This is a genomic window from Luteibacter sp. HA06, assembly GCF_054061215.1.
The window spans coordinates 2,249,471-2,272,994 of the sequence record NZ_JBSSDZ010000001.1; the positions used below are offsets into that span (position 1 = coordinate 2,249,471).

A 23,524-nucleotide genomic window follows, 5' to 3' on the forward strand; every position below is an offset into this window, starting at 1 on the left:
CGATTTCCCTGTCTGACTAAAATGATCTACCCGTATCGCCCGGCAGCGACATTCCCTGCAGCGGGCGGGCGATTCTAGTACGTCTGGTGGACGCGGTCGATGCGGTCAACGGAAACATCCGCATCGCGCCTCGGTGGGGCCGCATCACCAATCCGTCGGCCGGTAGTCCTTCAGGAACTGCCCCCACACATGCTCGCCACTGTTGATTCCGCTGATAATCGGATCAACAATGCGCGCCGCGCCGTCAACGATATCCAGCGGCGGATGGAAACGCTCTTCAAGCACCTTTTTCGCCGCAAGATCCGCCGGATCCTCGTCGGTCACCCAGCCGGTGTCGACACTGTTCATGTGGATGCCGTCGTTGTGGTAATCCGTGGCCGAGGTACGCGTCATCATGTTGAGCGCGGCCTTCGCCATGTTCGTATGCGGGTGACGCGTCGTCTTGAAGTTCCGGTAGAACTGCCCTTCCATCGCCGAGACGTTGACGATGTGCTTGTCGCGTTCGGGGGTGCGTAGCATCAGGGGCTTCAGGCGCGCGTTGATGATGAACGGCGCGATGGCATTGACCAGCTGCACTTCCAGCAGTTCGACCGACGAGACCTCGGCCATCAGCAAGCGCCACGAATTGCGCTCGCGCAGGTCGATCTGCTGCAGGTCCTGGTCGAGCCTGCCCTCGGGGAAGAGATGGCTCTGGGCCAGCAGTTCTTCGGGCAGCAAGGGAATCTGGGACAGTTCCGCGGCACGCGTCAGGCCAGACAGCTTCGCAGTGTCGCTAGTCAGCGAGGTCATCGACACACCGGCCTCAGGCAGGATGTTCGAGCCACGCAGTCCTTCATAGTGACCGACCAGCTTGCGAACGTGCTCCGGCATGTCGTGCAGTGCGGCGGTCTCGCCGTCCATCATGTGCGCGTAGAAGTCGGGCGGACGACGCACGGTCTGGCAGGCGTTGTTGATGATGAAGTCGAGCCGCGGCCGCGTGGCAACCAGCTCCTGGCAGAACGCTTCGACGCTGGGCGTGTGGCGCAAATCGAGGCCGTAAACCTGCAGGCGATGGCCCCACTCGCCGAAGTCCGGCTCCTCGGCATAACGTGCCGCCGAGTCGCGCGGGAAGCGCGTGGTGACGATCAGTTCCGCACCGGCGCGCAGTAACTTCAGGCCAGCCTGGTAACCGATCTTCACGCGACCGCCAGTCAGCAGCGCGACGCGTCCGCGCAGGTCGACCAGCTCGGTGCGCTTGGCGTAATTGAACGGAGCACAGTCCGGGCACAGCTGATCGTAGAAGAAATGAATCGACGAATATTTCTTCTTGCACACATAGCAATGCTTGGGCTCGATCGACTCACGCGGCTGCGCGGCGTCGGACTCGGGCGGGACGTCGTTCGCTTCGAAGCCTTCCGGAGCAAACACATTGGGCGTAGTGAACACCGGCTTGCGGCGCAGTGCGCGAATGCCGGTCTCGTTGAGCACCGTGTCCTCGGCCTTGATCTTCGACGCATGACGCGCCTTCTGTGCCGCCTTCAGCCTGACCCGACGCTCGCCCGGATCGGGATGATAGACCTGCGCCACGGCCTGGAGCAGGCGCTGGCGGTCATCCGCAGGCATGCCCTCCAGCAGAAGTCGATCGGCAGCAACCGATTCAAGGAGCTGCGCCGCTGCGCGCAAGCGCTCCAGCAGTGCGGTGTCGGCGGCCGACGGCAGCGGTGTGGCAGTGGTCACGAGCATTTTCCGTATCGATGGGCGGCACCGTTTTAGATGCACGAGCAGCAGGTAGCGCAGGTAGTGAACCGCCTATCTTGCCCGTTGTGTTCTCGATTGTCAAATATACGCTGTTAGATCAGTACGTTACGCTCGACTCACGGCCGCGGGGCAAAGGCTCATACCGGGTCGTGGTCCCGGGCGCTATTCCCGAAAAGCATTAGCGATATGCCAGCGACGCAGCTTCAGCATGCCGCTTCGTCGGAGCAGCATCTCTCTCGTCCGAAGCAACAACGCTTCGTCTTACCACTGAGAGAGAATCATGAAGCAGCCCCTCGAACATAAACTCGCCCTGGTCACCGGTGCATCACGCGGCATCGGTGCCGCAATCGCCACGCGTCTGGCGCGCGAAGGCGCGGCTGTCCTCGTCAATTACAGCGCCAGTGCCGACAAGGCCGACGCCGTCGTCAACGCTATCCGCGCCGACGGCGGTCAGGCCGAGGCGGTGAAGGCAGACCTGTCGACGACGGCAGGCATCGCAAGTCTTCTCGCCGCCGTCGACGGCGCGTTCGACGGTCGTTTCAAGGGTCGCCTGGACGTGCTCGTGAATAACGCCGGTACCGTCGACTACGGTCCGTTCCTTGAATCGACGGATGAGTCATACGAACGACAGTTCAACCTCAACGTACGTGCACCGATCGCCCTGGCTCGCGAGGCGGCGAAGCGCATGGTCCCCGTGGGCTGGGGACGCATCATCAACATCGGCTCCGCGTTCGGCGAAGCTGCGCCCTTGCCCGGCGTAACGTTGTACATCGCCACGAAGTTCGCCGTGCGTGGCTTCACCCGCGGCTTGTCCCGCGAGCTCGGCCAGTTCGGTATCACCGTTAACGCCGTACAGCCGGGTCCCACCGATACCGAGCTGTCCCCTCCGGCGGGCAGCGAAGCGCACGGGATCATGACGCGGTTGGCGAGCGTCGGGCGCTTTGCACGTGTCGACGAGATCGCGGCCGCCGTCGCGTATCTCGCGAGCCCCGAAGCCGGTTACACCAATGGCGAAAGCCTCACCGTGGATGGCGGCTGGAACGCGTAAGTCGCAGGATTGGCGACGAGGACAGGACTGGGACCGAACAGCGGTCCCGGTTCCACCTCAGGCAACGATGCCTTGCACGAAGCTGGTGAACGCGCGGGCCTTCGCACTCGCCATTCGTCCCGAGGGGTACACGACCCAAAGATCGATGGAGGGAAGGTTCCAATCCGGCAGCAGGCGACGCACCGAACCGTCGATCAGTTTGTCGGCGAACATCCAGTCGGACGTCACCGCGAGGCCCATGTCGGCGAGCACGGCTGCTCGGATGCCTTCCGCGGCGCTGAAACGCGCCCTGCCCCGCATCACTACGGGCACTTCCTCCCCCGCCCGTTCGAACACCCAGGCATCGGGGAGCTGGCTGTAGACGACGGCTTCGTGTGTGGCGAGTTCTTCGGGGCGCGTCGGCTCGCCCGCGCGCTGGAGATACGCTGGCGTCGCAACCACGGAGCGTCGCCCGGTCGCCAGTTTCTGGGCGACAAGGCTGGAATCGGCCAGGTTGCCCATGCGCAACGAAAGGTCGATGCCCTGCGTCATCAGGTCGATCATCCGGTCGTCGAGGACAATGTCGACTTCGATATCCGGATGCGCCGCCAGGAACGCTGGCAGATGCGGAACGATGTGCAGCCTCGCGAAGGTCGTCGCAGCGGATACCCGGAGTCGTCCGGACAGGCCCTGGCTTTCGTCGCGGGCCGCGCGTTCTGCCTCGTCGGCGTCCTCGACCGCCACGCGTGCCCGATCGAAGAAGCGCTGGCCAGCCTCGGTTGGACGGAGCCCGTGGGTCGAGCGGACGAGCAACCTGACATTCAGTCGTTGCTCGAGCTGGGCTATCACTTTTGAAACGGCAGGCTGACCGACCTTCAGTACGCGTGCCGCCGCCGAAAACGACCCGGTTTCGACGACGCGCACAAACGTCAGCATGGATTGGTATCGATCCAACGGCTTCCTGAGACCTCGGTTTCTTTCAGGGCATTCTAATGCCTGATCAGCTCCCAAAGGCCGGATCGGAGAAGGAAGCCTTACCCGTCTCGCGATGCCCCGCGAACCTGCGCAGGAACAGCGGATCGGCATCCGAGGTTGCAGTCAGGTCATACCAATGGTCGCAGCTGCCGATGTCGAAGTGAGCCTCGGCACGCTCCCCTGGCTGCAGCCAGAAGCGCTGCGGCGGCTGGTGGAGATACGCCGTGGCCTCGACCGTGATGGCGCAGGGCCTGCCACCGGCATTGGTCAGCATCAGACGTAGCTCACCCGTGTGGCGCCCCTCGGACATCGTGACTTCGGGCAGCGCAAAGCGACGGCGATCGTCGCCCTGGGCTGGCTGCTTGCCGCTGAACTGGCGAAGGAAGCCATTCGGACCGAGCACCGTAAGGTCGTAAGCATCCCCGCTGTTCGCGCTGGTCCAGTAGTCGGACAAAGCCTTGCCTGCCTCTACCGTATAGGTCCAGGGTCCATCGGAACGTAGCGACGACGACACGCTGAAGCAGGCACCGAGGGATCCGGTGTTAGCAAAGTCCAGCACATAGCGTCCCTGCCCCTGGTCGATTTTTCCCGTGACTTCGAGCGCGTACGCCAGCGCGCGCGCCGGGCGCTGACCCCGCTCCTGCCGCGGTAGGTGCTGACTGGTCGGCGGCGTCGGACTGAAATCGGTGTGTGTGCCCTTGTCAGGCTCGTAGGCTTTCGTCGGCGGCAACGGCGGCACACGACCATCGTGGCCTTCAAAATCGAAGGCTCGCGTCAGGTCGCCGCAAACGGCACGTCGCCACGCCGAGATGTTGGGCTCGCGCACACCAAAGCGTTGTTCGAGGAAGCGGAGGATCGAGGTGTGGTCATAGGTCTCCGAGCATACCCAGCCACCCTTGCTCCAAGGCGAGACCACCATCATCGGCACACGCACACCCAGGCCATACACGCCCGGATTGAAACCGTTACCGCCCGCATAGACTTCGCCATCGGTGCTGATCGTCGACAGACCACGATCGCGCGATGCCGGCGGGTACGCAGGCAGCATGTGATCGAAGAATCCGTCGTTCTCGTCATAGGTGATGAAGAGCGCTGTCTTGCTCCAGACCTCCGGGTTGGCGGTCAGGGCATCGAGGACCTGATCGACATACCAGGCGCCATAATTGGCGGGCCAGCTGGGATGCTCGGTGTACGCTTCCGGAGCCGCGATCCACGAGACCTGCGGCAGGCGGTCGGCCATAACGTCTTTCTGCAGGATATCGAACAGCGACTGGCCGCTCAGCGTGTTCGTGCCCGTGCGTGCCTTGTCGTAGAGCGGATTACCGGGCTCCGCATTGCGGTACTGATTGAAGTAGAGCAGCGAGTTGTCGCCGTAGTTGCCAATGTAGGGATTAGATCCCCAGCCCCAGCCGCCCGCGGCGTCGAGACCCGTACCTATGTCCTGGTAAACCTTCCAGGACACGCCCGCGGCCTCAAGGCGTTCCGGATACGTCGTCCAGCCGTAGCCGAGCTCCGCATTGGAGAGCACCGGTCCACCGCCCTGCCCGTCGTTGCCGACGTAGCCGGTCCACATGTAGTAGCGATTGGGATCCGTCGAAGAGAGGATCGAGCAGTGATACGCGTCGCAGACGGTGAAGGCATCGGCCAGCGCGTAATGGAAAGGGATGTCCTGTCGCGTCAGGTAGGCCATGGTCGTCGTGCCCTTCGATGGCACCCATTGGTCGTACTTGCCGGCGTTGAACGCGGCATGCGTATCGTTCCAGCCGTGCGGGAGGTCTTCGATGAACTGCAGGCCCAGGTTATCGGCCTGCGGACGGAAGGGGAGCAGGTAGTCATCGCTGCCAGCAGTCACGGGCTGGTGCCAGACCGAACGACCGCTCGAAAGCGTGAGCGTCCGCGGATCACCAAAACCACGTACGCCACGCAGGCTGCCGAAGTAATGGTCGAACGAGCGGTTTTCCTGCATGAGGATGACGACGTGCTCGATATCCTTCAGCGTGCCCGTACGTCGCGCCGCTGGAATCGCGAGCGCCTTCTGGATCGACGGTGGCACCACCGATGCCGTGAGAGCGGCGCCCGCGGCGCCGAGCGAAAGCTTCAGGAAGTGCCGTCGGTCCTGGATCGTCATGCGTATCCTTTATTTCCGTGCGCTGTCGTTTCCCCTGCCGCCGCGATTGTCGCGGTGGGATGTGACAGTTTCTGCACGCTGCCGGTGGCGCTGGCGCCGCCGGACCGAAACCGCAACGCGCGTCACATTTCCCGACGGGCGTCACAAGTCGGCTTCCTGGCTGACAATGGCCCGATGAACGAATCAAAAGGATCGCCGGGCGCCATGATCGCCCTGGGTGCCACGCTGGTCATCTGGGCCTTCAGCTGGATCGTGATGAAGCTGGTCCTGCAGTACTCGGGCCCCTTCGAGTTCTGCGCGTTGCGCTACGCGATGGGTGCCGCGCTGCTGTTCGTCGTGCTGGTCGTCATGCGCAGGCCGCTTGCACCTCCGCCGCTGGCCGGCACGATCGTTACCGGCCTCGCCCAGACAGCAGCCTTCCAGGGTCTGGGCCAGCTGGCGCTGACGTCCGGCGGTACCGGCCATGTGGTCCTGCTCGCCTACGCCATGCCGTTCTGGGCCGTGTTGCTGGCGTGGTTGTTGTTGAGTGAGCGTCCGACACGCCGGCACTGGATCGGACTGGCACTGGCCGCCGTCGGCCTCACCTGTGTCATCGCGCCATGGCATGGCTTGGGCAACCCGGTGAGCACGGTGCTCGCGTTGCTCGGGGGCCTGTGCTGGGCGCTGGGCACCGTTACCAGCAAGCGCATGTTCCAACGTCACCAGCCCGACCCGCTCACCTTCACCGCGTGGCAAATGGCTTTCGGCGCCGCTGCACTCGCCATCGTCGCGTTCTTCGTGCCCGAGCGGCCCATCGAATGGAGCCCGGCATTCATCGCCGGCCTGGCTTATTCGGTGATCCTGGCCACCAGCCTGGCCTGGACGCTCTGGTTGCTGGTGGTTCGGCGCTTGCCCACCGCCGTCGCGTCGGTGTCGTCGCTGGCGGTCCCCGTGCTCAGCGTGCTCATGGCCTGGGTGGTGCTGCATGAGAAGCCGATGCCCAACGAGTGGTTGGGCATGGCGTTTATCGTGGCCGGGCTGCTGGCTGTGAGTGGCGTCAAGCGGCGGCAGACGGCAACGACGAACTGATCGAAGGCCTGGACAGAACATAAGGTCCGGCCGGATTCACCAAGACACAGGCGAATCCGCATCTACACCATGCGAAGCACAGTATGCAGCGGCCCGTTCACCCGGAGGTTCGCATGAGCAGCAGCGCAGTAGAAATGAAACTCGAGATCGTGGTGATCCCGGTATCGGACGTCGATCGCGCCAAGCGATTCTATGACACCCTCGGGTGGAGGCTGGACGCCGATTTCGCCTCCGACGACGGCTATTTCCGCGTCATCCAGTTCACGCCGCCGGGTTCCGGTTGTTCGGTGATCTTCGGCAAGAACGTGACTCCCGCCGCCCCCGGATCCGCTCAAGGTCTGTACCTGATCGTCTCCGACGTCGAGGCTGCCCGCAAGGAACTCATCGGCCGCGGTATCGAGGTGAGCGACGTGTTCCACGATGGCGCTGGCGTCTACGAGGGACCCGACGCGCCGTATCTGTTCGGTCGGGTCAGGGGCGGTGGTCCGCATCCGGAACACAGCAGCTACCGCTCATTCGCGTCGTTCGCCGACCCCGATGGCAACGGCTGGCTCTTCCAGGAGATCACGCAGCGACTGGCTGGCCGCGTCGACCCGAACGCAGCAACATTCACTGCGACGGCCGAGCTCGCAGCTGCGCTACGCCGCGCGGGCGCTGCGCATGGCGAGCACGAGAAACGCACGGGTGGTCAACACGATGAGAACTGGCCGGATTGGTACGCCAGTTACATCCTGGCTGAGCAGACGGGGAAAGAACTGCCGCAGTGATGCGCCTGCTTGTTAATTCCAGCAGAGCACAACCGCATGGCCCGCACCCCGGTCTGCCGCGCGTCGTTGGGTTCGTTCGCTGGCATTAATCAGAAAGGCCTCCTGCGCCCGCGCAAGCATGGGCGCGTCCTCGTCACTGTCGCTATAGGCCCATCGCCAGGCATCGCCGTGTCCTGCTTCGGCAAGCATCGTGCACTTCTCCTGCCCTCTGCAGTGGCGCTTGATGACCCAACCGCTGGCGGTCCTTTGCAGGGTTGAACCAATAACCTGCACGTCGCCGTGGATCGCGACGACGAGGCGCTCTGCGAGCCACTGGGGAGCGGCGGTGACTACGACGACACGATGGCCTTCAGCCATATGCTCCCGCACCTTGACGATGGCGTCGTCGAACCAGCGTAGTGCCCGGGTGCCCTCCCCGAAGCGCTTCACGAATGCGTCGATATTCTTCTTCAACGCGGCCTCGTCAAGTCCGAACGTGGCGATCCACAGCAGCACCGATGCACCTATGCCCCGCGTCGATGCCGGCTTCAGGAGAAGCAGCGCGGGCACGAGGGCAACGAGCGCGGCAAGCATCCTCACCGGGGACGCCTGCAACAGCACGCGCATCCAGACCGCCGTCGAATCCGCCGACAAAAGGGTCTTGTCGAGGTCGAATACGGCGTAATTCCCGTCGTGCTGCTTCATGGAGCGGATGATATCCGGATTGCCGATCGGAAAAACTTATAGCAGTGATAATCAACCGATCTTGGACGTTATGGAAAGGAGCGCTCATGCTCGCGGCCATTCTCACCGACGGCCCCTTGGTTATGTCAGTAAATGCAGACTTCGACCTTTACGCCTTCTGGCGCACAGCGGCGACGCATCGCGTGCGGATCGCGCTGAACCTGAAAGGGCTGGCGGCGCATGAGCGATTCGTCGACCTGGACAGGAACGAACAGACCTCGCCGGAATACCTGGCGATCAGCGCCGCAGGAGTGATCCCCGCGCTTGTCGAACACGGGAACCCGCCGATGACACAGTCGATGGCGATCCTCGAGTTTCTCGAGGAAAAGGTGCCCAACCCGCCGCTGCTTCCTGACGATCTTCATGGGCGCGCGCGGGTCCGTTCCATCTCCGCCCAACTGGTCACGGATACTAATCCTCTGCTGCCGCCCCGGGTAAAGAAATACCTGGCGACGCACCACGGTTTCGACGAGGGAGCATGGATCGCGTGGCAGGTGCACTGGCTGACGACCAATCTCGAAAGCCTCGAGCAACGCCTGGCGTCCGAGTCGGAGACAGGCAAGTTCTGCCACGGCGACGCTCCCACCATGGCGGACATCTGCCTCGTCAGCCTCGTCTTCCGTGCTCAGGCCCTGAAGATCGACCTGACGAGTACGCCGACCATCGAGGGAATCGTCAGGAACTGCGCGGCGCTCGATGCCTTCGCCCGCGCGCACCCGCTGCTTCAGCAAGGCGCCCCCGCATGAAAACGCGGCATCCTCCGAGGATCGCGCGCACCGGCCCCTGACTTTGGGGCCATCGATCCTCAGCCCTGTGCCACGGACCTGCACTGGCGACGCCATGCCCCAGGCGTCATGCCCATGCGTTCTGTGAAGACGCGCCGGAACGCTGATACCGATTGATAGCCCACCGCCTCGGCAACCTCTTCCGTCGCACGATCCGAGACTCTCAAAGCATTGGCTGCCGCGCTCATGCGTATGTCCTGCAGGAACTCCGCAGCCGAGCGTCCGAGGCCCTCCTGGAAATGCCGCATGAATGTGGCCCGCGACATGTTCGCCAGGGCGGCGAGCTCGGGAAGTGTCCACGCGCGCGCCGGCTCGTTGAACATCGCGGAGATGGACGGCGCGAGCCGGGGATGTCCGGCCAGCGCGAGAAGTCCCGGTGGCGGCGCTTCGGCTTCGCTGGACGCTCGCAACACCAGCGCAAAGAGCGCGGATGACAACGCATTCAACAGGGCATAGCCGCCCAGCCCGCCATCGAGACTTTCCTCGCGCATGAGCGACACCAATCGCTTTAAACGGGCCGCGGATGACTCACTCTCTTTTGCCGATTTCCCGGCACGGACCACGAGCGTCGAAGGAAGGTAGTGACGAAGCCACCGATCATGCGGTGGCGCGATCACGAAGCGGCCGCACAACATTTCGAGGCGCTCCCCCTCCCCGTCGTTCTCACTGAGCAGCACATTCATCGCGCCGCCTTCGTGCACCGGGCCGGGTGCGTGGCCACCGCCATCGCGAAGGACATGCGCGCCGCCGTGTGGCATCAGCACGATATCCCCCGCCGTCAGCATTGCTGGCGTTCCTCCGGCTGGCGGCTCGAGGACAGCCGTGCCGCGAATCACCAGGTGATACGGTATTTCGCCAGGCGGCGAGTCGACGTACGTGACATTCCAGGGGGCGCCATACAGGCAGCGAATCTCCAGCCGGCCCGTAACGGACAGCGTGGCGAGAAAGCGACTGAGCCAATCGATGTCGTGGGACATGCTTATCCACTGATCCTTTTGGGCATGCTATCGCTCCGAACGGGGCTCGTCGAGGTCAGGCCCCATCGCAATTCCCGCCATCGAATCCGCTGCGCCGGCTCTGCGCCTCACCATAGATGGATGCTGAAGCCCTTAGCTTGCCGACACCAGCTTCAGCCCGATGACACCGCCCAGGATGAGAGCGATGCAGAGCAACCGCATCGGTGCGGCCGAGTCACCCAGGAAGGCCACGCCGAGAATCGCGGTGCCAGCCGCGCCGATGCCCGTCCATACGGCGTAGCCCGTGCCGACGGGGAGTGTGCGCAACGACAGGGAAAGAAGAACGACACTGGATAACCCGGTGACGACGGTCAGCACCGCCGGCAACCACCGGGTGAATCCCATCGATGACTTCAGGAAGAAGGCGAAGGCGATCTCCAGAACGCCCGCCAGACTGAGCAAGGTCCAGGCCATGTCCGCGACCCTCAGGTGTTGGCTACGGCGGCAGGCGTCGAGCGGAACGCGACGCCGAAGCGATTGAAGGCGTTCATCAGGCCAATGGCGTAGGTCAGGTCCGCGAGCTCCGCGCCATTGAATTCGCCTGCGGCGGCATCGTAGTCGGCATCGGGAACACCGGTCGCCGACACGTTGGTCACCGTTTCGGCCCAGGCAAGCGCCCTCTTCTCGCGTGCGCTGAACACGTTGCCGGCGTCACGCCACACTGCAACGAGGACCAGCTTGTCCACGGCAAGGCCGGACTTGAGCAGATCGCGCGAATGCATGTCGATGCAGAAGGCGCAACCGTTGATCTGCGACACACGCAGGTAGACGAGGTCGATGAGCTCCTTCGGCAGGCTGCCCTTCAACAGGGTGACGTAGACGCCGCCGAATGCCTTGTAACCGTCCGGGGAAGCTTTTGAGTAGTCGATGCGCTGGTTCATGGCGGTGCTTCATGTTGGGTAGGTGGACGCCATGCTCCTGCTTCTTGGCATACCCAAGAAGATCCAAGTAATGAGTTATCGACTAGGCCATGATGTCGAGCATTCGCTTGCCGAGCCGCTCCGCCATGCCTTGCGACTCGATGTTCGTGAAGTTGAGAAGCAGTCCCCCGGCCCCATCGCGGCTCACGGTCCAGTCGGTCAAAGCCTCCGCGTACAGACCCGCATCCATAAGTCTGGCGACCAGGCGGCGATCGGAACGCCTGGCTTTCAACCGCAGGATCAGATGCATGCCACCGGGCTGGGGTTCGATGCTCACGTACTTTCCCAGCACGTTCTCCAGCCCCGCCGCCGTGGCCTCGCGGCGGTCGCCGTAGAGCTTGCGTGTGCGCTGGATATGACGCGCGAAGTGCCCTTCCTTGATGAAGGCCGAGACGATGGACTGGGTCAGCCACGGACTGCCGCCAGCGAACACCTGGCTTACCTCTTCAAATCGTTCCACCTGTGCTTCGGGGACGACGAGGTAGGCGAGGCGAATGCTGGGAAAGAGAACCTTGCTGAACGTGCCGGCGTAAAGTACGCGCCCTTCCCTGTCCAGACTCTTCAGTGCCGGTAACGGTCGACTGACGTAACGGTATTCGCCGTCGTAGTCGTCCTCGACGATCCACGCCTTGTTTCGCGTGGCCCAGTCCAGCAGTGCCCAGCGCCTGGCCAGGGAAAGGGAAACGCAAAGCGGGCTCTGATGCGCTGGCGTGACGACGGCAGCCCTTGCGCGCGGTGCCAGCCGGAGTCCCTCGGGAACGATCATGCCTTCCTGATCCACGGGCACGGGTACGCTGGCGATCCCCATGTGACCGAGTAGTTCCCGCGTCGGCGGATAGCCCGGGTCTTCTGTCCAGACCTTATCCCCTGCTTTCATCAGCGCCTGGGCGATCATCGACAGCGTGTGACGGTATCCCGAGGTGACGAACACCTGCGATGGCTGGCAATCGATGCCGCGCGACACCTGAAGGTAGGCGGCAATCTGGTGACGAAGTTCTTCGAGGCCATGCACGGCGGGATGGACCATGTCGACAGGATGCATCTCACGTGCGCATCGCGCGCCGAGCCGCGCCCATATCTTTCGCGGAAACGCGTCCAGGGCTGGAAGCCCCATCTGGAAAGGCCGGATCGAATCCGGGCGGAAGGCGTTCGGCGTGGCTCGCATCGGCGCCGCCGGTTTACTGGAAACGTCCAACAGGGCCCTGGGCTTGATGCCGGGCGTGACGATGGTGCCCGCCTGGCCGCGGGTCTGGATATAACCTTCGGCCACCAGCAAGGCGTACGCTGCGTCGATCGTCCCTCTCGCGAGGCCGAGTTCATCCGCCAGCGCGCGCGCGGACGGCACGCGGTCTCCGGGTTTGAGTGTGCCGCTGAAGATGGCATCACGGACGCGATCGTAGATCTGCCGGTAATAAGGCGATGATGCCTCGGCGTCCAGCGAGCCGATATAACCTGGTCGTGCGATTCCCATGGACCAGTTATTTACTCCATTCTTGGCACTTCGGTCTAGACCACGCGGGCCGTACGATGGCAATCATGAAAACCATCCTACATCTGAGTTGCAGTCCCCGCGGCGAAGCCGCCGAGAGTTACCGGCTCTCGAGCCGCATCGTCGAGTTGCTGCTTCAACGCGACCCTACAGCGGTCGTAGCGAACCGCGTGATCGGCGACGGCTCCCTACCCCATGTCGACATGAACTACGCGATCTCCCAGGCATCGACGCATGACGTCTCGCAGGACGGATCGATGGCCTTGTCCGACGTGCTGGTCGGGGAGCTCGAGCGTGCGGACATCGTGGTCATCGGCACGCCGATGCACAACCTCACAGTGCCATCGTCGCTGAAGGCATGGCTCGATCACGTCGTGCGCGCCCGGCGGACCTTCACGATGACCAACCATGGGAAGGTCGGAACCCTGCACGACCGCCCGGTCTACGTCGCCATAGCCTCCGGCGGCCGCTTTTCAGGCGAACGCGCGCGTCAACCGGACTTCCTGACGCCCTACCTGAGGACCATCCTGGCGATGATCGGCCTGCACGACCTGTCGTTCTTCTCCGTCGAAGGTACCGGAGCCGGCCCGGACGCCGTGGTGGCGACCCGGATCGAGACGGAGAAGGCATTGCAGGCCCACTTCTCCGCCCTGGTCCCGTCGAGCTGAGTTTTACTTCGCGCCGCCGATCTTCCGGTCGAGGAAATCCCTGATCAGCGGCACCATCTCGTCGGCGCGGTCTTCAAGGGCGAAGTGCCCCGTCGGGATCAGATGGAACTCGAGGTCTTTAAGGTCGCGCTTGTACGGATGTGCACCGTCAGCGGGGAAAATGAAGTCGCGCTCGCCCCAGACGATGAGGGTCGGTGGCTGGTGTTTGCGGAACAGCTCCTGCACGGCCGGATACAGCGGAAGATTGGTGCGATAGTCGTACATGACGTCCATCTGCACGTCCGCGTTCATCGGTCGATCCAGCAGTGCCTGGTCGTGCACCCAGTTGTCGGGCGAGATGCGCGTCTTGTCGTCGACGCCATCGGTGTACTGGAAGATCGTGGTCTCCAGCGTGACCAGGCCCAGCAGCGCGTCCCTGCTCGCCTTCGTGCCGTCGTTCCAATAGACCTTGATCGGGTCCCAGAAGGTCTTCAGCCCTTCGTCGTAGGCGTTTCCGTTCTGGATGACCAGGGCGGTCACACGTTCGGGCGTCTTCAGGAACAACCGCCAGCCTACGGGTGCGCCGTAGTCCATCAGATACATGGCGAACGACGTGACGCCGAGTTGTGCCAGCAATGTTTCCACGATCTCTCCGAAGCCATCGAAGGTGTATGCGTACTTCGATGGATCGGGCATGTCGCTCTGGCCATAGCCCGGATAGTCGGGCGCGATCACGTGGTAACGATCGGCCAGGAGCGGAATCAGGTTGCGGAACATGTGCGACGACGTGGGAAACCCGTGCAGCAGAAGGAACACCGGCGCGTCGGCAGGGCCGGCTTCACGGTAGAAGATCTTCAGGCCGTCGATCGTGGCGAACCGGTGGTGAACCACGACGGGCGAGGTGTTGGTAGAGGGTTTGACTTGCGCGCTCATGAGCAGGGACCTCCGGATTGAACAACGCGTTTCAGGCTACGGCCTTCGGATGGCGACGGCTTGTCGCCCCGGGCGTTTCTTGACGATTCGCACAGTGGATTGCGGTGGGGATAAGATCGTCGCGTGCCTGCCTATCGAGGTGACGATCGTGGCCACGCTGGTATCCGTGAATGTCGGCCTTCCGAAGGAGGTTCCCTGGCAGGGTCAGGTCGTCTACACCGGTGTGTGGAAATCCCCGGTCTCCGGCCGCGTCATGGTGCGGCGTCTCAACATCGACGGCGACGGGCAAGGTGACCTGAAAGGCCATGGAGGCGAACACCGCGCCGTGATGGTGTACCAGGTGGATTCGTACCGGTACTGGGAGGCCTTCCTGGGCCGGCCGCCCATGGCGATGGGGTCGTTCGGCGAAAACCTCACGGTGGATGGCTTGCCGGACAGTGACGTATGCGTCGGCGACCGTTTCCGCATCGGCGGCGCCTTGCTGGAGGTAACGCAGCCGCGGGTCACCTGCTATCGCGTGGGGTTGCGCCTGGAAGAGCCGCGCATGCCTTCCCTGCTGGTCTCGCACAAGCGGCCGGGATTCTATTGCCGGGTGATCGAAGAAGGCTTGATCGGAGCCGGGGACATCATCACGAAGGAGCTCGCAGGAAACGACGTGAGCATCACCGAAGTCGATGCACTGCTTTACCTGGCCGACCATCCACGCGCGGCGCTCGAACGCGCCGTCCGGGTGCCCGCCCTCAGCAAAGGCTGGCGGGACTCATTGGCGTCCATGCTTGCGACGGGTCCTGCCGCGGCGCCCCGCGAAGAGCCTGCCTGGCATGGCTTTCGCGACGTGCGGATTCGTTCGACGCGCATGGAGGACCCCTTCGTGCGGTCCTTCGTTGTCGAAGCCGCAAACGGCATCCCGCTCCCCGCCGCACGTGGCGGCCAGTTCATCGTCATCAAGGTGACGCCACCCCCACCCCGGGTACCGCTCATACGCAGTTACTCGCTGTCCGACGCCAGCACGCCCGGCCAATACCGGTTCTCGGTGAAGCGGGCACTTGGCGAGGGGAGCGTTTTTCTCCATACGCAGGTCAAGGACGGCGACCGGATCGCCATCAGCGCACCGCGCGGCGATTTCTTCCTCGATCAGGACGAGCATCCCGTGGTGCTCTGGAGCGCCGGTATCGGAATCACTCCCGTCCTGTCGATGCTCCACGAACTCGCCAGCCATCCGGCATCTGCCAGGAAGCATATCTACTGGGTTCACGGAAGCCGGAACGGCGAGGAAAACGCGTTCTCCGCCGAGGTACACGACCTGCTGGGCCGCTTCCCGTCCGTGACACGATTGATCGCATTCAGCCGCCCGAATGCCACGGACGCCCAGGGCCGCGACTATGACCTTCATGGGTGGATTACCGTCGACGCGCTCAAGCGCCTTGGCGTTCCACTCGATGCACACGTCTACCTTTGCGGCCCTTCGGTATTCATGCACGAGGCTCGTGCCGGACTCCTCGCCCAGGGATTCGCGGAAGCCCGCATTCATTCCGAGCTGTTCGGTGGCGTGGAAGCCATGCGTCCGGGCCTCGTGCATACGACATCACGACCGCCGCACCCACCGGGTGATGAACCAACCGAAGGCGCGCTGGTCACGTTCGTTCGCAGTGGCCTGGCCGTGCACTGGAACCCACGGTATGCCAGCCTGCTCGAGTTGGCTGAGGCCTGCGACGTACCCGTGCGATGGGCGTGCCGCTCGGGCGTCTGCCACAACTGCGAGACGTCGATGCTCGACGGTAGTGTGTCGTACGGTATGGAGCCGTTACAGCCGCCGGCCGAGGGCAACGTCCTGATCTGCTGCTCATCGCCATCGCAGGACGTGGAGCTGGATCTCTAGGCACACACGAAAAACCGACAGGAGCCTATCGTGTCCGATTCGAATCGATCGAAGCTTGCCTCGAAGTGGCACGCCGGAGAGCGCGAGATGCAACACCGCGCTGGGGTGGATGAAGTCCTCTCGGATCTGGACGTCCGGATCTTTCGCAACAATATGAGCCCGGTGCAACAGGCGTTCTACGCCCGCCTGTCCTACGCCGTCGTCGGCAGCGTCGACACCACCGGTGACGTATGGGCGACCATGATCGAAGGTGTGCGCGGCTTCCTGTCTCCGCACGGAACGTTCGCCCTGGATGTCGCCGTAGAGCGTAATCCATCGGACCCCGCGGACGAGGGCATGGAACAAGGCGATGCGATCGGCATGTTGGGCATCGATCTGTCCGTACGTCGTCGCCTTCGGTTGAATGGCCACATCGACCGCCCATCGCCCGGTGGCTTCAGGATCGCGATCGAACAGAGTTTCGGCAACTGCCCCAAGTACATCCAGGCGCGCGAGGCATCGTTTCCGTCGACAGCGGCGAGCAGGCTCCCGACGCACGCCGAGGAACTGCACGCACTCGACGACGCCGCGCGCGAGCTGATCGCCTCGAGCGACACCTTCTTCGTCGCCTCGTATGTCGACCGCGAAGGCGACGAGCGGCAGATCGACGTATCCCACCGCGGCGGCCTTCCCGGCTTCATGCGGGCCGAGGCCAACGGCATCCTGACCGTACCGGAATTCCCGGGGAATACGTTCTACAACACGCTGGGCAATTTCCTGCTCAACCCCCGCGCCGGTCTGTGGTGCGCGGACTTCCGCACCGGCGATGTGCTCCAGATGACCGGCGATGTACGGCTGGATGCCCACAGCGACGCCGCCTTCGTCGAAGCCGAACAGTACTGGCAGTTCATGCCACGCCGCATCGTCCGTCGCCGCAACGCGCTACGGCAACGGTGGGTGCTGTTCGAGGACGGCTGGTCGCCGGACTCCCTGGCAATGGGCACCTGGGAAGCTATCTGAGCCCGTCGTAGACGATGCGGGTGAAGAAGTCCGGGTCGATAACGAAGTGCCCGTAGACCGCGTCGTATTGGGCTGTTGGCTTTGCCGCGACGACCTCATCGCGTGACTTGCCCTGCTTCTTCAGGGCGGATACCTTGTCGCGAACGCCCGCGAGCATGTCGCGGAATTCACGAAACTGCTTCTTGGTACCCACCGGTCCATGGCCCGGCGCCAGAACGACGTCGTCGTTCAGAGCGGCAAGGATAGCGTCATCGGCCTTGATCATGCCGTCGATACCGCCGCCGTTCTCGTTATCGATGAACGGGTAGACGCCGTTCCAGAAGAGGTCGCCCAGCGAAGCAACATTGGCTTCCTTGAAGACGACGTACAGGTCCGTGTCGGTATGCGAGGGGTCGAGCAGCCGGACCTCGATGGTCTGACCGTCGAAATGGTAGGTCTTGTTGGCCGTAAGTATTTCGGTGGGAATGCCTTTGGTCGGGAGCGCCGGGAACGTGAAGTCCCAATCGTCCACGCGGGTGGCGACGGAGACGCGCTTCACCGTGCCGGCGGTGGCAATGATCGTCGCACCGTCGTCCTTGACCCAGGGATTTCCGTCGGTGTGATCCCAGTGGTAGTGGGTGTTGATGAGGTACTTGACCGGGGCGCTGCTGATCGCCGCCAGCGCTGCCTCGACGCGTGGCCGGGACACCGCAATGCCCGCATCGACCATGAGCTTGCCCTGCTTGCCGGTCAGCACGGTGATATTGCCGCCGGAGCCGGAGAGCATGCTCAGGGACCCCCGTAACGGCGTGGTAGTGATCGGCGTCGTAGCTGCCGCCTTGTTGATCATGATCACCGGGCTGACCGGCTTGGCGGGAGTATCGGCTTGGGCCGGCCCGCCGACAGCGCCGACAACGATGGCCAGCACGACGGCCGAATCGATAAGCATGCTCTGGAGCGGACTGCGGCTCATGGCGCTATCTCCGACAGGGCGACAGGGATGTCGCGACAGTCCGCCTATTCAGCGCCTTGGCCATCGCAAATTCTTGTTCAATCTGCCCTACTTCACCCACTCCAGGATCGGCTGGCCCTTGGGCACGATGTACGTGCCGATCTCGGCCGCGTTCGTCGTCCCGACGTTTTTCGCGCTATGGACCACGCCCTTGGGCACGAAGATCACGTCTCCCGCCTTCAGCGTGGCCGGTGGCTTGCCCTCGAGGTCGTATTCGATGGTGCCTTCGACCACGTAGATGATCTCCTCACCAGGATGGCGGTGCTTCGCCGCGATGTGGCCCGGGTCGAGGTCGACACGCGTCTGGATCTCCTCCCAGCCGGGGATGCTCAGGTCGTTCTGCGACAGCTGGGTACGTTTGTCGGCCTGGGCACTCGTGCCCACAAGCAGGCCGGTCACGGCCACGAGGCCGCAGACCATGGATCGGACGTGACGCATGACGCTCTCCTGGATACTCGGTAGAAGGCTTCTACCCTTCGCCGAACTTTACCCGCGATGGTTCCATGGCGCTTGAATCTTCGAGCCGTCGGCGGGCGTACCGCGCGCGCAGGCGGCGGTTGATCGGGTCACCGAAGTAGCGCGCGATCACCCAGGCGAAAGCCGCGGAGAGCACGAAGAACAGCGCGAGCATCGGCAGTTTGTACTCCGGCGTCATGGCAGCCCGTGGCACCCACTGCCCCATGACGCCCAGCACGACGATATGGAAGAGATAAAGCTCGTAACTGTGCGAGCCGAGCCAGGCCAACGGCCCCCCGGCGTGGCGGGCGACCCTGCCTGGCGGCAGACGTGACACGGCCGCGAGGAAGATCGCCGCGGCGATGCCGAGCAAGGTCGCACCGAAGGCCTCGTTGCCGTCGATTCCCTGCATGTACACCCATGCCATCGCCACAACGGCCAGCGCGGCAAGAACGCGGCGCACCGGTGGCGTCCAGGCAACGAGCCTGGCCGCCACGGCCGCCACGCAGCCGAAGACCAGCATGTCCACGCAGGCCAGGTTGCCGTACATGAAGAACAGCTCGTCATCGCTGTGTAGCCAGCGATACGCAGGCCCGATCACGATCGCAGCCAGGGCCAGGAGGATCAGCTGCCAGCGGCGGCGAGCGATCACCAGAACCACGGGATAGAGGAGATAGAACACTTCCTCCACCGAGAGGGACCAGTAGATGTTCATGGCGTAGTTGAAGTACCCCACCCGCTCCATGAGGATGTTGTGCCAGAACGTGAGTACCGAAAGGTTGGCGACGACGAAGAAGCCATTGCCGAAGTCCTCGTGTTTGCTCACGTTGGCGAAGTTCGACAGGCCGGCGAGGCCCAGCGCGGTGATGATCACCAGGGCCAGCACGACCGACGGATAGAGGCGGAACAAGCGCAACTTGTAAAAGTGTGCGACGTCGGTGCCCGCCAGTGATCCGTACCGCCGGATGATGTTCGTGGTGATCAGGAAACCCGATACCACGAAGAACACGGATACACCGTAGTTGCCGTTGAAGAAGATCGTGCGCAGCGTGGGCACGGATACCCATTGGTTAAGCGGACTGCCATGCAAGCGGTACGTCAGCGAGTAGTGCAGCAGCATGACCATCACAATGGATAGCCCGCGCAGCATGTCGATGTAGAGATTCCGGCCTGGCACGACTCAGATACTGTCCGCGGTCTTGCTTGCGCCGATCATCAATACGGCGATCAGCAACATCGCGATCACGCCGCCTGCCGGGACGCTGGCCGCGAGGGCGCTCAGGGTACCCAGCGGCAGATGTATTCCGGACAGGAAGGTGAAGTTGTCCGGCCGGATGCCGATCGCAACAGCCAGCGAACAGATCAGCGATGCGAGCAGCACCCATCCCCGACGGCTTCGGCGAACGGCACGGCCCATGACCTGCCGGGTGAAGGCATCGCCATCCAGTTGCCGCTCATAAGCGAGCAGCGATGCGAGCGGGGGCGACTCGCCGCCCTGGCGGTCGTCGTCGACATCTGGTCCGGTCATACGCGTGCCTCCTCGGTGCCCAGCAAGCGCGCAAGCTTGGCCTTCGCGCGGTTGATATGGGACTTGATCGTGCCCAACGGCATCTGGGTGACCTGGGCGATCTCCGCGTGGCTCATGCCGGCGGAAAAAGACAGGGTGACCATCACGCGTTCGTTGAGGCTCAGGTGCTGCATCATCTGCTCGACAAGAATATCCGACATGGCCGTCGGTGCCACGGACATCGCTTCGGGCATGTCGTCATCGTCGACGAAGGAGATGCGTGAACGGTTTGCCACATGACGCAGAAAGGTGCGATAGGCGATCGTGTGCAGCCATGTGGCCAGGCTGGCGTCGCCTCGAAACGAGGTCAGGCTCGTGAACATCTTGAGGAACGTCTCCTGGGCGATATCGTCCGCGAGCGCATGATCGCCCGCTGCCAGCCGCCTGAGGAACTGGCGGATGGGCGACTGGTACCGCCGGACCAGATCGGTGAATGCCGGCTGGTCTCCGGAGAGGAACGCGGCAATCAGCTCGCTGTCGGTCCTGGGCATTATCAGGCAGCACCCTGGCCCCGCTCCAGCTTCCACACCAGCAGATAGCCAATGCCGACGAAGATCGGAAACACCGCGACGGTGGCGAACTCCTGAAAATGCCCGGTGATGGGCCCGGCGACCAGGGCAGCCACGCCAATCGACATGATGATGATGCCCCGGCGCATGTCCGTCTTCCGTGTCGGCCTGTTCGTAATCATCTGTGACACCAGCTCGGTCGTCAGGGGTGCCCCCTTCTCCAGCGCGGTGCGCAGGGTCCGCTGGATTTCGAACTGGGTCCAGCTGTTGAGCAGCGAGAAGACGATGAACATGGCCGCCACACTGACGAAGCCGACGATGGGTACGAAGATGCCGTTCATGGGCAATCCTGTCTCTGGAGTCGGCCGAATCGGCCATGTAACAGTTAGAGGCAGGGCCGACCGGGTTTGGATGCACCCTGCCCCTTTTTTTGATTCTTCGCGGAATTCCGGGGATGGGGTCAGAGACGCGGCGGGCCAAGACGTCGCGGCGCAGAGCCTTCGGTGCGTGGACGGTAAGGTGCAGAGCCTTCGGTGCCCACCCTCGCTGCTCAGACACCCCTTCGCGTTTCGTACCGGAAGGCCGCTGCGCTGCCCATGTATCCATCTGGCCTACGGCCGCTCCACTTGTCGGGAACTCGCCTCGAGGGTGGGCACCGAAGGCTCTTCCCAGCCCTGAGGTTCGTGGGGTCGAGCTGACGAAGCAAAGCCGCTTTGGCTGTTGGCTCTCCTTACAGCTGACCGTATCGTCGTGAGAGAGCTTGGTGTCCACCCTCGATGCGAGTTCCGGACAAGTGGAGCGGCCGTAGGCCAAATAAGTACATGAGCCGCGGTAGCGGCCTTCCGGTACGAAACGCGGAGGACTGTCTGAGCAGCGAGGGTGGGCACCAAGGTCTCCCCGCGAGACGCCCAAGTGTGCGGCGAACGGCCATCGCCGCTGAAGCGGCTCCCACATGGGCGAAGGCGCGCGATGTGCGATGTGCGATGAAGTTTTTTCAGTCCACCGACAATGTGAAGTACTCCAGCGCGAAATAGCAGACCTGGTAGGCCAGGGTGAACAGGGCCAGTGCCAGCTGGACGCCGCGCCGCTTCTGCGTGAGGCCGACCACCACCACGGCGAGCATGACCACGGCATGCACGACGTAGGCGGGGCCGAGGGTATGCCACCGGGCACTGCCCTTCAGCGAGGTGTCGGCGAGGTCCATGACGGTCAGCAGGGCGATCAGCCCGAAGAACCAGCCGCGCCGCTCGAGCACATAGTTCTCGTAGCTGCCGAAATCCCGGACATCCGACGGGAACAGCATCGTCGACATCATGAAGTAAAGCGCGCAATAGCAAAGGATGAAAAGGTAAGACCCGAACGTCCAGACCGGCACGGCGGCCAGACGGAACTCCCACCACCAGAAGGTCATGATCGAGATGAGTGCCCAGACCACCCACCCCATGTGGATCCATGACCACCCGAAGCGCCGGGGATGCTCGATGATCGACGCAATGCCCTTGAGCAAGGTCGTGATACCCAGCCCGAGAATGATGCTGAGTACCACGCGGATGTGCAGGAAGACCTGATCGGCGGTCACATTACTTTGCCGGCTTCCTGAAGCGGAGCATGAAACGGTCCGTTTTTCCCTTGATCGCGGGGTCGAAGATCTTGGCAGTGTGGTCGTCGGCCGGATTGGCGAGCACCGTGGCCTCGGCATCGAGGACGAAGCCCGCCTTCTCCACCTCGGCCTTCACCGTTGCCGGGTCGATACGGTGCAGGTCTTCGGTGTTCTTCAGGCCCGAGCCGGCAGCCGCGGCGTGGTCGACGACAACGAAGTAACCGCCGGGCTTGAGCAGCTTGAAGACGGCCTGGTCGAAGCCATCGACGCTCGCTCCCTTCATGAAGCTGTTGTGGAGGTCATGGTAGTTCTCGAACGTCCAGACGACGTCGACCGTATTGAGCGAGGCGGCATCGGGCTGCTGGTCGATCGCGTCGGAAATGAACTCGACGTTGCCCCGGCCGGGCTCCGCGGCAAGTGCCTTGGCTACAGCGACCGGGTCATTCTTGAAGCCCGCGATCTCGGAGGGAACGTAGGCGTAAACCTTGCCCTTGGCGCCGACGATCGGTGAGAACAGCCGGGTCCAGTAACCGCCGCCGGGCCAGACGTCGACGACGACATCGCCCGATTTCACTTTCGAGAAAGCGACCAGATCCGCCGGGTGGCGAATGGCATCCTGCTGGGTATCCTTTTCCGGCCGGTGCGTATCGGCGATCGCAGTAGCGATGGCGGCTTTGGCGGGAGGAGTCGACGGCGTCTTTGCGACTGCCACGACGGAGAGAAGCGCGACGGCGGTCGCTGCAACGTAGAGCGCTGGTTTCATGAGCCTGGTCTTCCTGTCGGTTAGGTGGAAACAGGGGTCAGAGCGGTGCTAAAGGTAGCCTGTACGGCGGCACAGAAGATAGACGAGGGGTGGTTCAGGCTAAGCTACATGCCTTCCAGTCACATAGGCAGGCTTCCGCATGATCGACCACATCGGTATCTACGTCAGCGATTTCGAGCGGAGCAAGGCCTTCTACGTGGCAACGCTTCAAGCCATCGGTTATGAGCTGCTGCTCGAGATTCCTGCGTCGGTGACCGGGCGCACCGACGTCGCCGGCTTCGGCGAAAATGGCAAGGCCGACTTCTGGATCTATAGGGGCGAGCCCAACCACCCGCCCGTGCACGTCGCCTTCCGGGTCACGACGCAACACGATGTCCGGGCCTTCCACGAGGCCGCGCTGAACGCGGGTGGCCGCGACAATGGCCCTCCGGGACCTCGCACGCATTACAGCGCCGGCTACTACGGTGGCTTCATCCTCGATCCGGACGGCCACAACATCGAAGCAGCCTTCCACGCTCCCTAGCTTCACATGTCGAACAGCATGC

25 protein-coding genes are annotated in these 23,524 nt (G+C 63.3%); 8 read left to right on the forward strand and 17 right to left on the reverse strand.

Features of this window, described 5'->3' with window-relative positions; all coding sequences use genetic code 11:
* Positions 1 to 144 precede the first annotated feature (144 nt).
* Complete coding sequence (locus ACVWWJ_RS10280; RefSeq protein WP_456967722.1) at positions 145 to 1,722, reverse strand: SDR family NAD(P)-dependent oxidoreductase; 1,578 nt, start codon at positions 1,720 to 1,722, stop codon at positions 145 to 147.
* A 295-nt stretch (positions 1,723 to 2,017) separates the two neighbouring features.
* Here ACVWWJ_RS10280 and ACVWWJ_RS10285 point away from each other — a divergent pair, with 295 nt between their 5' ends.
* Positions 2,018 to 2,785 (forward strand): SDR family NAD(P)-dependent oxidoreductase, encoded by a 768-nt coding sequence (locus tag ACVWWJ_RS10285; protein ID WP_456967723.1) that lies wholly within the window; start codon positions 2,018 to 2,020, stop codon positions 2,783 to 2,785.
* A gap of 57 nt (positions 2,786 to 2,842) precedes the next feature.
* On the opposite strand, the gene ACVWWJ_RS10290 is transcribed toward ACVWWJ_RS10285, so the two are convergent.
* Positions 2,843 to 3,700 (reverse strand): LysR family transcriptional regulator, encoded by an 858-nt coding sequence (locus ACVWWJ_RS10290; protein WP_456967724.1) that lies wholly within the window; start codon positions 3,698 to 3,700, stop codon positions 2,843 to 2,845.
* Between the two features lie 64 nt (positions 3,701 to 3,764).
* Entirely contained in the window at positions 3,765 to 5,867 is a 2,103-nt protein-coding gene (locus ACVWWJ_RS10295) for a phosphocholine-specific phospholipase C (protein WP_456967725.1), read from the reverse strand.
* Positions 5,868 to 6,041: 174 nt separating this feature from the next.
* Between ACVWWJ_RS10295 and ACVWWJ_RS10300 the strand changes: the two genes are divergently transcribed.
* Both ACVWWJ_RS10300 and ACVWWJ_RS10305 read left to right on the forward strand, forming a co-directional pair.
* On the forward strand, positions 6,042 to 6,935 hold the full coding sequence (locus ACVWWJ_RS10300) for an EamA family transporter (protein WP_159892017.1): 894 nt from the start codon (positions 6,042 to 6,044) through the stop codon (positions 6,933 to 6,935).
* Between the two features lie 113 nt (positions 6,936 to 7,048).
* Positions 7,049 to 7,702 carry a VOC family protein gene (locus tag ACVWWJ_RS10305; RefSeq protein ID WP_456967726.1) on the forward strand — a complete coding sequence of 218 codons (654 nt, stop codon included), beginning with the start codon at positions 7,049 to 7,051 and terminating at the stop codon, positions 7,700 to 7,702.
* Positions 7,703 to 7,714: 12 nt separating this feature from the next.
* On the opposite strand, the gene ACVWWJ_RS10310 is transcribed toward ACVWWJ_RS10305, so the two are convergent.
* Positions 7,715 to 8,386, reverse strand: a complete 672-nt coding sequence (locus ACVWWJ_RS10310) for a haloacid dehalogenase-like hydrolase (protein WP_456967727.1) — start codon at positions 8,384 to 8,386, stop codon at positions 7,715 to 7,717.
* An 86-nt stretch (positions 8,387 to 8,472) separates the two neighbouring features.
* On the opposite strand from ACVWWJ_RS10310, the gene maiA reads away from it, so the two are divergent.
* Positions 8,473 to 9,171 carry a maleylacetoacetate isomerase gene (maiA, locus tag ACVWWJ_RS10315; protein WP_456967728.1) on the forward strand — a complete coding sequence of 233 codons (699 nt, stop codon included), beginning with the start codon at positions 8,473 to 8,475 and terminating at the stop codon, positions 9,169 to 9,171.
* Between the two features lie 59 nt (positions 9,172 to 9,230).
* Here the strand turns inward: maiA and ACVWWJ_RS10320 are convergent, their stop codons facing one another.
* From ACVWWJ_RS10320 to pdxR, 4 genes are all read right to left on the reverse strand, one after another.
* Complete coding sequence (locus ACVWWJ_RS10320) at positions 9,231 to 10,187, reverse strand: cupin domain-containing protein (RefSeq protein WP_456967729.1); 957 nt, start codon at positions 10,185 to 10,187, stop codon at positions 9,231 to 9,233.
* Between the two features lie 132 nt (positions 10,188 to 10,319).
* On the reverse strand, positions 10,320 to 10,640 hold the full coding sequence (locus ACVWWJ_RS10325; RefSeq protein WP_159891999.1) for a DMT family transporter: 321 nt from the start codon (positions 10,638 to 10,640) through the stop codon (positions 10,320 to 10,322).
* Between the two features lie 11 nt (positions 10,641 to 10,651).
* Entirely contained in the window at positions 10,652 to 11,107 is a 456-nt protein-coding gene (locus ACVWWJ_RS10330; RefSeq protein ID WP_456967730.1) for a carboxymuconolactone decarboxylase family protein, read from the reverse strand.
* Between the two features lie 82 nt (positions 11,108 to 11,189).
* On the reverse strand, positions 11,190 to 12,617 hold the full coding sequence (pdxR, locus tag ACVWWJ_RS10335; protein ID WP_456967731.1) for a MocR-like pyridoxine biosynthesis transcription factor PdxR: 1,428 nt from the start codon (positions 12,615 to 12,617) through the stop codon (positions 11,190 to 11,192).
* Positions 12,618 to 12,682: 65 nt separating this feature from the next.
* On the opposite strand from pdxR, the gene ACVWWJ_RS10340 reads away from it, so the two are divergent.
* Positions 12,683 to 13,303: an FMN-dependent NADH-azoreductase gene (locus ACVWWJ_RS10340; protein WP_456967733.1), complete on the forward strand. Its 621-nt coding sequence runs from the start codon at positions 12,683 to 12,685 to the stop codon at positions 13,301 to 13,303.
* A gap of 3 nt (positions 13,304 to 13,306) precedes the next feature.
* Here the strand turns inward: ACVWWJ_RS10340 and ACVWWJ_RS10345 are convergent, their stop codons facing one another.
* Entirely contained in the window at positions 13,307 to 14,215 is a 909-nt protein-coding gene (locus ACVWWJ_RS10345) for an alpha/beta fold hydrolase (RefSeq protein ID WP_456967734.1), read from the reverse strand.
* Between the two features lie 79 nt (positions 14,216 to 14,294).
* Between ACVWWJ_RS10345 and ACVWWJ_RS10350 the strand changes: the two genes are divergently transcribed.
* Both ACVWWJ_RS10350 and ACVWWJ_RS10355 read left to right on the forward strand, forming a co-directional pair.
* Entirely contained in the window at positions 14,295 to 16,094 is a 1,800-nt protein-coding gene (locus ACVWWJ_RS10350; protein ID WP_456967735.1) for an MOSC domain-containing protein, read from the forward strand.
* A 30-nt stretch (positions 16,095 to 16,124) separates the two neighbouring features.
* A complete protein-coding gene (locus ACVWWJ_RS10355; RefSeq protein ID WP_456967736.1) occupies positions 16,125 to 17,093 on the forward strand; it encodes a hypothetical protein in 969 nt (322 codons plus the stop codon).
* On the opposite strand, the gene ACVWWJ_RS10360 is transcribed toward ACVWWJ_RS10355, so the two are convergent.
* The 8 genes from ACVWWJ_RS10360 to ACVWWJ_RS10395 form a co-directional block, all read right to left on the reverse strand.
* Complete coding sequence (locus ACVWWJ_RS10360; protein WP_456967737.1) at positions 17,086 to 18,045, reverse strand: MBL fold metallo-hydrolase; 960 nt, start codon at positions 18,043 to 18,045, stop codon at positions 17,086 to 17,088. The genes ACVWWJ_RS10355 and ACVWWJ_RS10360 overlap by 8 nt on opposite strands.
* A gap of 87 nt (positions 18,046 to 18,132) precedes the next feature.
* Complete coding sequence (locus tag ACVWWJ_RS10365) at positions 18,133 to 18,522, reverse strand: cupin domain-containing protein (protein ID WP_159896790.1); 390 nt, start codon at positions 18,520 to 18,522, stop codon at positions 18,133 to 18,135.
* Positions 18,523 to 18,553: 31 nt separating this feature from the next.
* Positions 18,554 to 19,717: an acyltransferase family protein gene (locus ACVWWJ_RS10370; RefSeq protein WP_456967738.1), complete on the reverse strand. Its 1,164-nt coding sequence runs from the start codon at positions 19,715 to 19,717 to the stop codon at positions 18,554 to 18,556.
* Positions 19,718 to 19,720: 3 nt separating this feature from the next.
* Positions 19,721 to 20,068, reverse strand: coding sequence for a hypothetical protein (locus ACVWWJ_RS10375; protein WP_456967739.1), 348 nt, complete (start codon positions 20,066 to 20,068; stop codon positions 19,721 to 19,723).
* Positions 20,065 to 20,598 carry an RNA polymerase sigma factor gene (locus ACVWWJ_RS10380; protein ID WP_456967740.1) on the reverse strand — a complete coding sequence of 178 codons (534 nt, stop codon included), beginning with the start codon at positions 20,596 to 20,598 and terminating at the stop codon, positions 20,065 to 20,067. The genes ACVWWJ_RS10375 and ACVWWJ_RS10380 overlap by 4 nt, the downstream gene beginning before the upstream one ends.
* A gap of 2 nt (positions 20,599 to 20,600) precedes the next feature.
* Positions 20,601 to 20,957 (reverse strand): DUF6249 domain-containing protein, encoded by a 357-nt coding sequence (locus ACVWWJ_RS10385; protein ID WP_159896782.1) that lies wholly within the window; start codon positions 20,955 to 20,957, stop codon positions 20,601 to 20,603.
* A 653-nt stretch (positions 20,958 to 21,610) separates the two neighbouring features.
* The gene (locus tag ACVWWJ_RS10390; protein WP_456967741.1) at positions 21,611 to 22,195 is read right to left on the reverse strand and encodes a hypothetical protein; all 585 of its coding nucleotides are present in this window, start codon (positions 22,193 to 22,195) and stop codon (positions 21,611 to 21,613) included.
* 1 nt (position 22,196) lies between these two features.
* A complete protein-coding gene (locus ACVWWJ_RS10395; protein ID WP_456967742.1) occupies positions 22,197 to 22,979 on the reverse strand; it encodes a class I SAM-dependent methyltransferase in 783 nt (260 codons plus the stop codon).
* A gap of 139 nt (positions 22,980 to 23,118) precedes the next feature.
* Here ACVWWJ_RS10395 and ACVWWJ_RS10400 point away from each other — a divergent pair, with 139 nt between their 5' ends.
* A complete protein-coding gene (locus tag ACVWWJ_RS10400; RefSeq protein ID WP_456967743.1) occupies positions 23,119 to 23,502 on the forward strand; it encodes a VOC family protein in 384 nt (127 codons plus the stop codon).
* Positions 23,503 to 23,524: the final 22 nt, after the last annotated feature.

What these genes read in the sequence shown, in the direction of transcription:
- pdxR (WP_456967731.1), bottom strand. Translation starts at nt 12,617, where the DNA reads ATGGGAATCGCACGACCAGGTTATATCGGCTCGCTGGACGCCGAGGCA.
- ACVWWJ_RS10290 (WP_456967724.1), bottom strand. Translation starts at nt 3,700, where the DNA reads ATGCTGACGTTTGTGCGCGTCGTCGAAACCGGGTCGTTTTCGGCGGCG.
- ACVWWJ_RS10285 (WP_456967723.1), top strand. Translation starts at nt 2,018, where the DNA reads ATGAAGCAGCCCCTCGAACATAAACTCGCCCTGGTCACCGGTGCATCA.
- ACVWWJ_RS10400 (WP_456967743.1), top strand. Translation starts at nt 23,119, where the DNA reads ATGATCGACCACATCGGTATCTACGTCAGCGATTTCGAGCGGAGCAAG.
- maiA (WP_456967728.1), top strand. Translation starts at nt 8,473, where the DNA reads ATGCTCGCGGCCATTCTCACCGACGGCCCCTTGGTTATGTCAGTAAAT.
- ACVWWJ_RS10280 (WP_456967722.1), bottom strand. Translation starts at nt 1,722, where the DNA reads ATGCTCGTGACCACTGCCACACCGCTGCCGTCGGCCGCCGACACCGCA.
- ACVWWJ_RS10395 (WP_456967742.1), bottom strand. Translation starts at nt 22,979, where the DNA reads ATGAAACCAGCGCTCTACGTTGCAGCGACCGCCGTCGCGCTTCTCTCC.
- ACVWWJ_RS10380 (WP_456967740.1), bottom strand. Translation starts at nt 20,598, where the DNA reads ATGCCCAGGACCGACAGCGAGCTGATTGCCGCGTTCCTCTCCGGAGAC.
- ACVWWJ_RS10295 (WP_456967725.1), bottom strand. Translation starts at nt 5,867, where the DNA reads ATGACGATCCAGGACCGACGGCACTTCCTGAAGCTTTCGCTCGGCGCC.
- ACVWWJ_RS10385 (WP_159896782.1), bottom strand. Translation starts at nt 20,957, where the DNA reads ATGAACGGCATCTTCGTACCCATCGTCGGCTTCGTCAGTGTGGCGGCC.
- ACVWWJ_RS10325 (WP_159891999.1), bottom strand. Translation starts at nt 10,640, where the DNA reads ATGGCCTGGACCTTGCTCAGTCTGGCGGGCGTTCTGGAGATCGCCTTC.
- ACVWWJ_RS10340 (WP_456967733.1), top strand. Translation starts at nt 12,683, where the DNA reads ATGAAAACCATCCTACATCTGAGTTGCAGTCCCCGCGGCGAAGCCGCC.
- ACVWWJ_RS10360 (WP_456967737.1), bottom strand. Translation starts at nt 18,045, where the DNA reads ATGAGCCGCAGTCCGCTCCAGAGCATGCTTATCGATTCGGCCGTCGTG.
- ACVWWJ_RS10300 (WP_159892017.1), top strand. Translation starts at nt 6,042, where the DNA reads ATGAACGAATCAAAAGGATCGCCGGGCGCCATGATCGCCCTGGGTGCC.
- ACVWWJ_RS10330 (WP_456967730.1), bottom strand. Translation starts at nt 11,107, where the DNA reads ATGAACCAGCGCATCGACTACTCAAAAGCTTCCCCGGACGGTTACAAG.
- ACVWWJ_RS10310 (WP_456967727.1), bottom strand. Translation starts at nt 8,386, where the DNA reads ATGAAGCAGCACGACGGGAATTACGCCGTATTCGACCTCGACAAGACC.
- ACVWWJ_RS10375 (WP_456967739.1), bottom strand. Translation starts at nt 20,068, where the DNA reads ATGACCGGACCAGATGTCGACGACGACCGCCAGGGCGGCGAGTCGCCC.
- ACVWWJ_RS10305 (WP_456967726.1), top strand. Translation starts at nt 7,049, where the DNA reads ATGAGCAGCAGCGCAGTAGAAATGAAACTCGAGATCGTGGTGATCCCG.
- ACVWWJ_RS10345 (WP_456967734.1), bottom strand. Translation starts at nt 14,215, where the DNA reads ATGAGCGCGCAAGTCAAACCCTCTACCAACACCTCGCCCGTCGTGGTT.
- ACVWWJ_RS10320 (WP_456967729.1), bottom strand. Translation starts at nt 10,187, where the DNA reads ATGTCCCACGACATCGATTGGCTCAGTCGCTTTCTCGCCACGCTGTCC.
- ACVWWJ_RS10365 (WP_159896790.1), bottom strand. Translation starts at nt 18,522, where the DNA reads ATGCGTCACGTCCGATCCATGGTCTGCGGCCTCGTGGCCGTGACCGGC.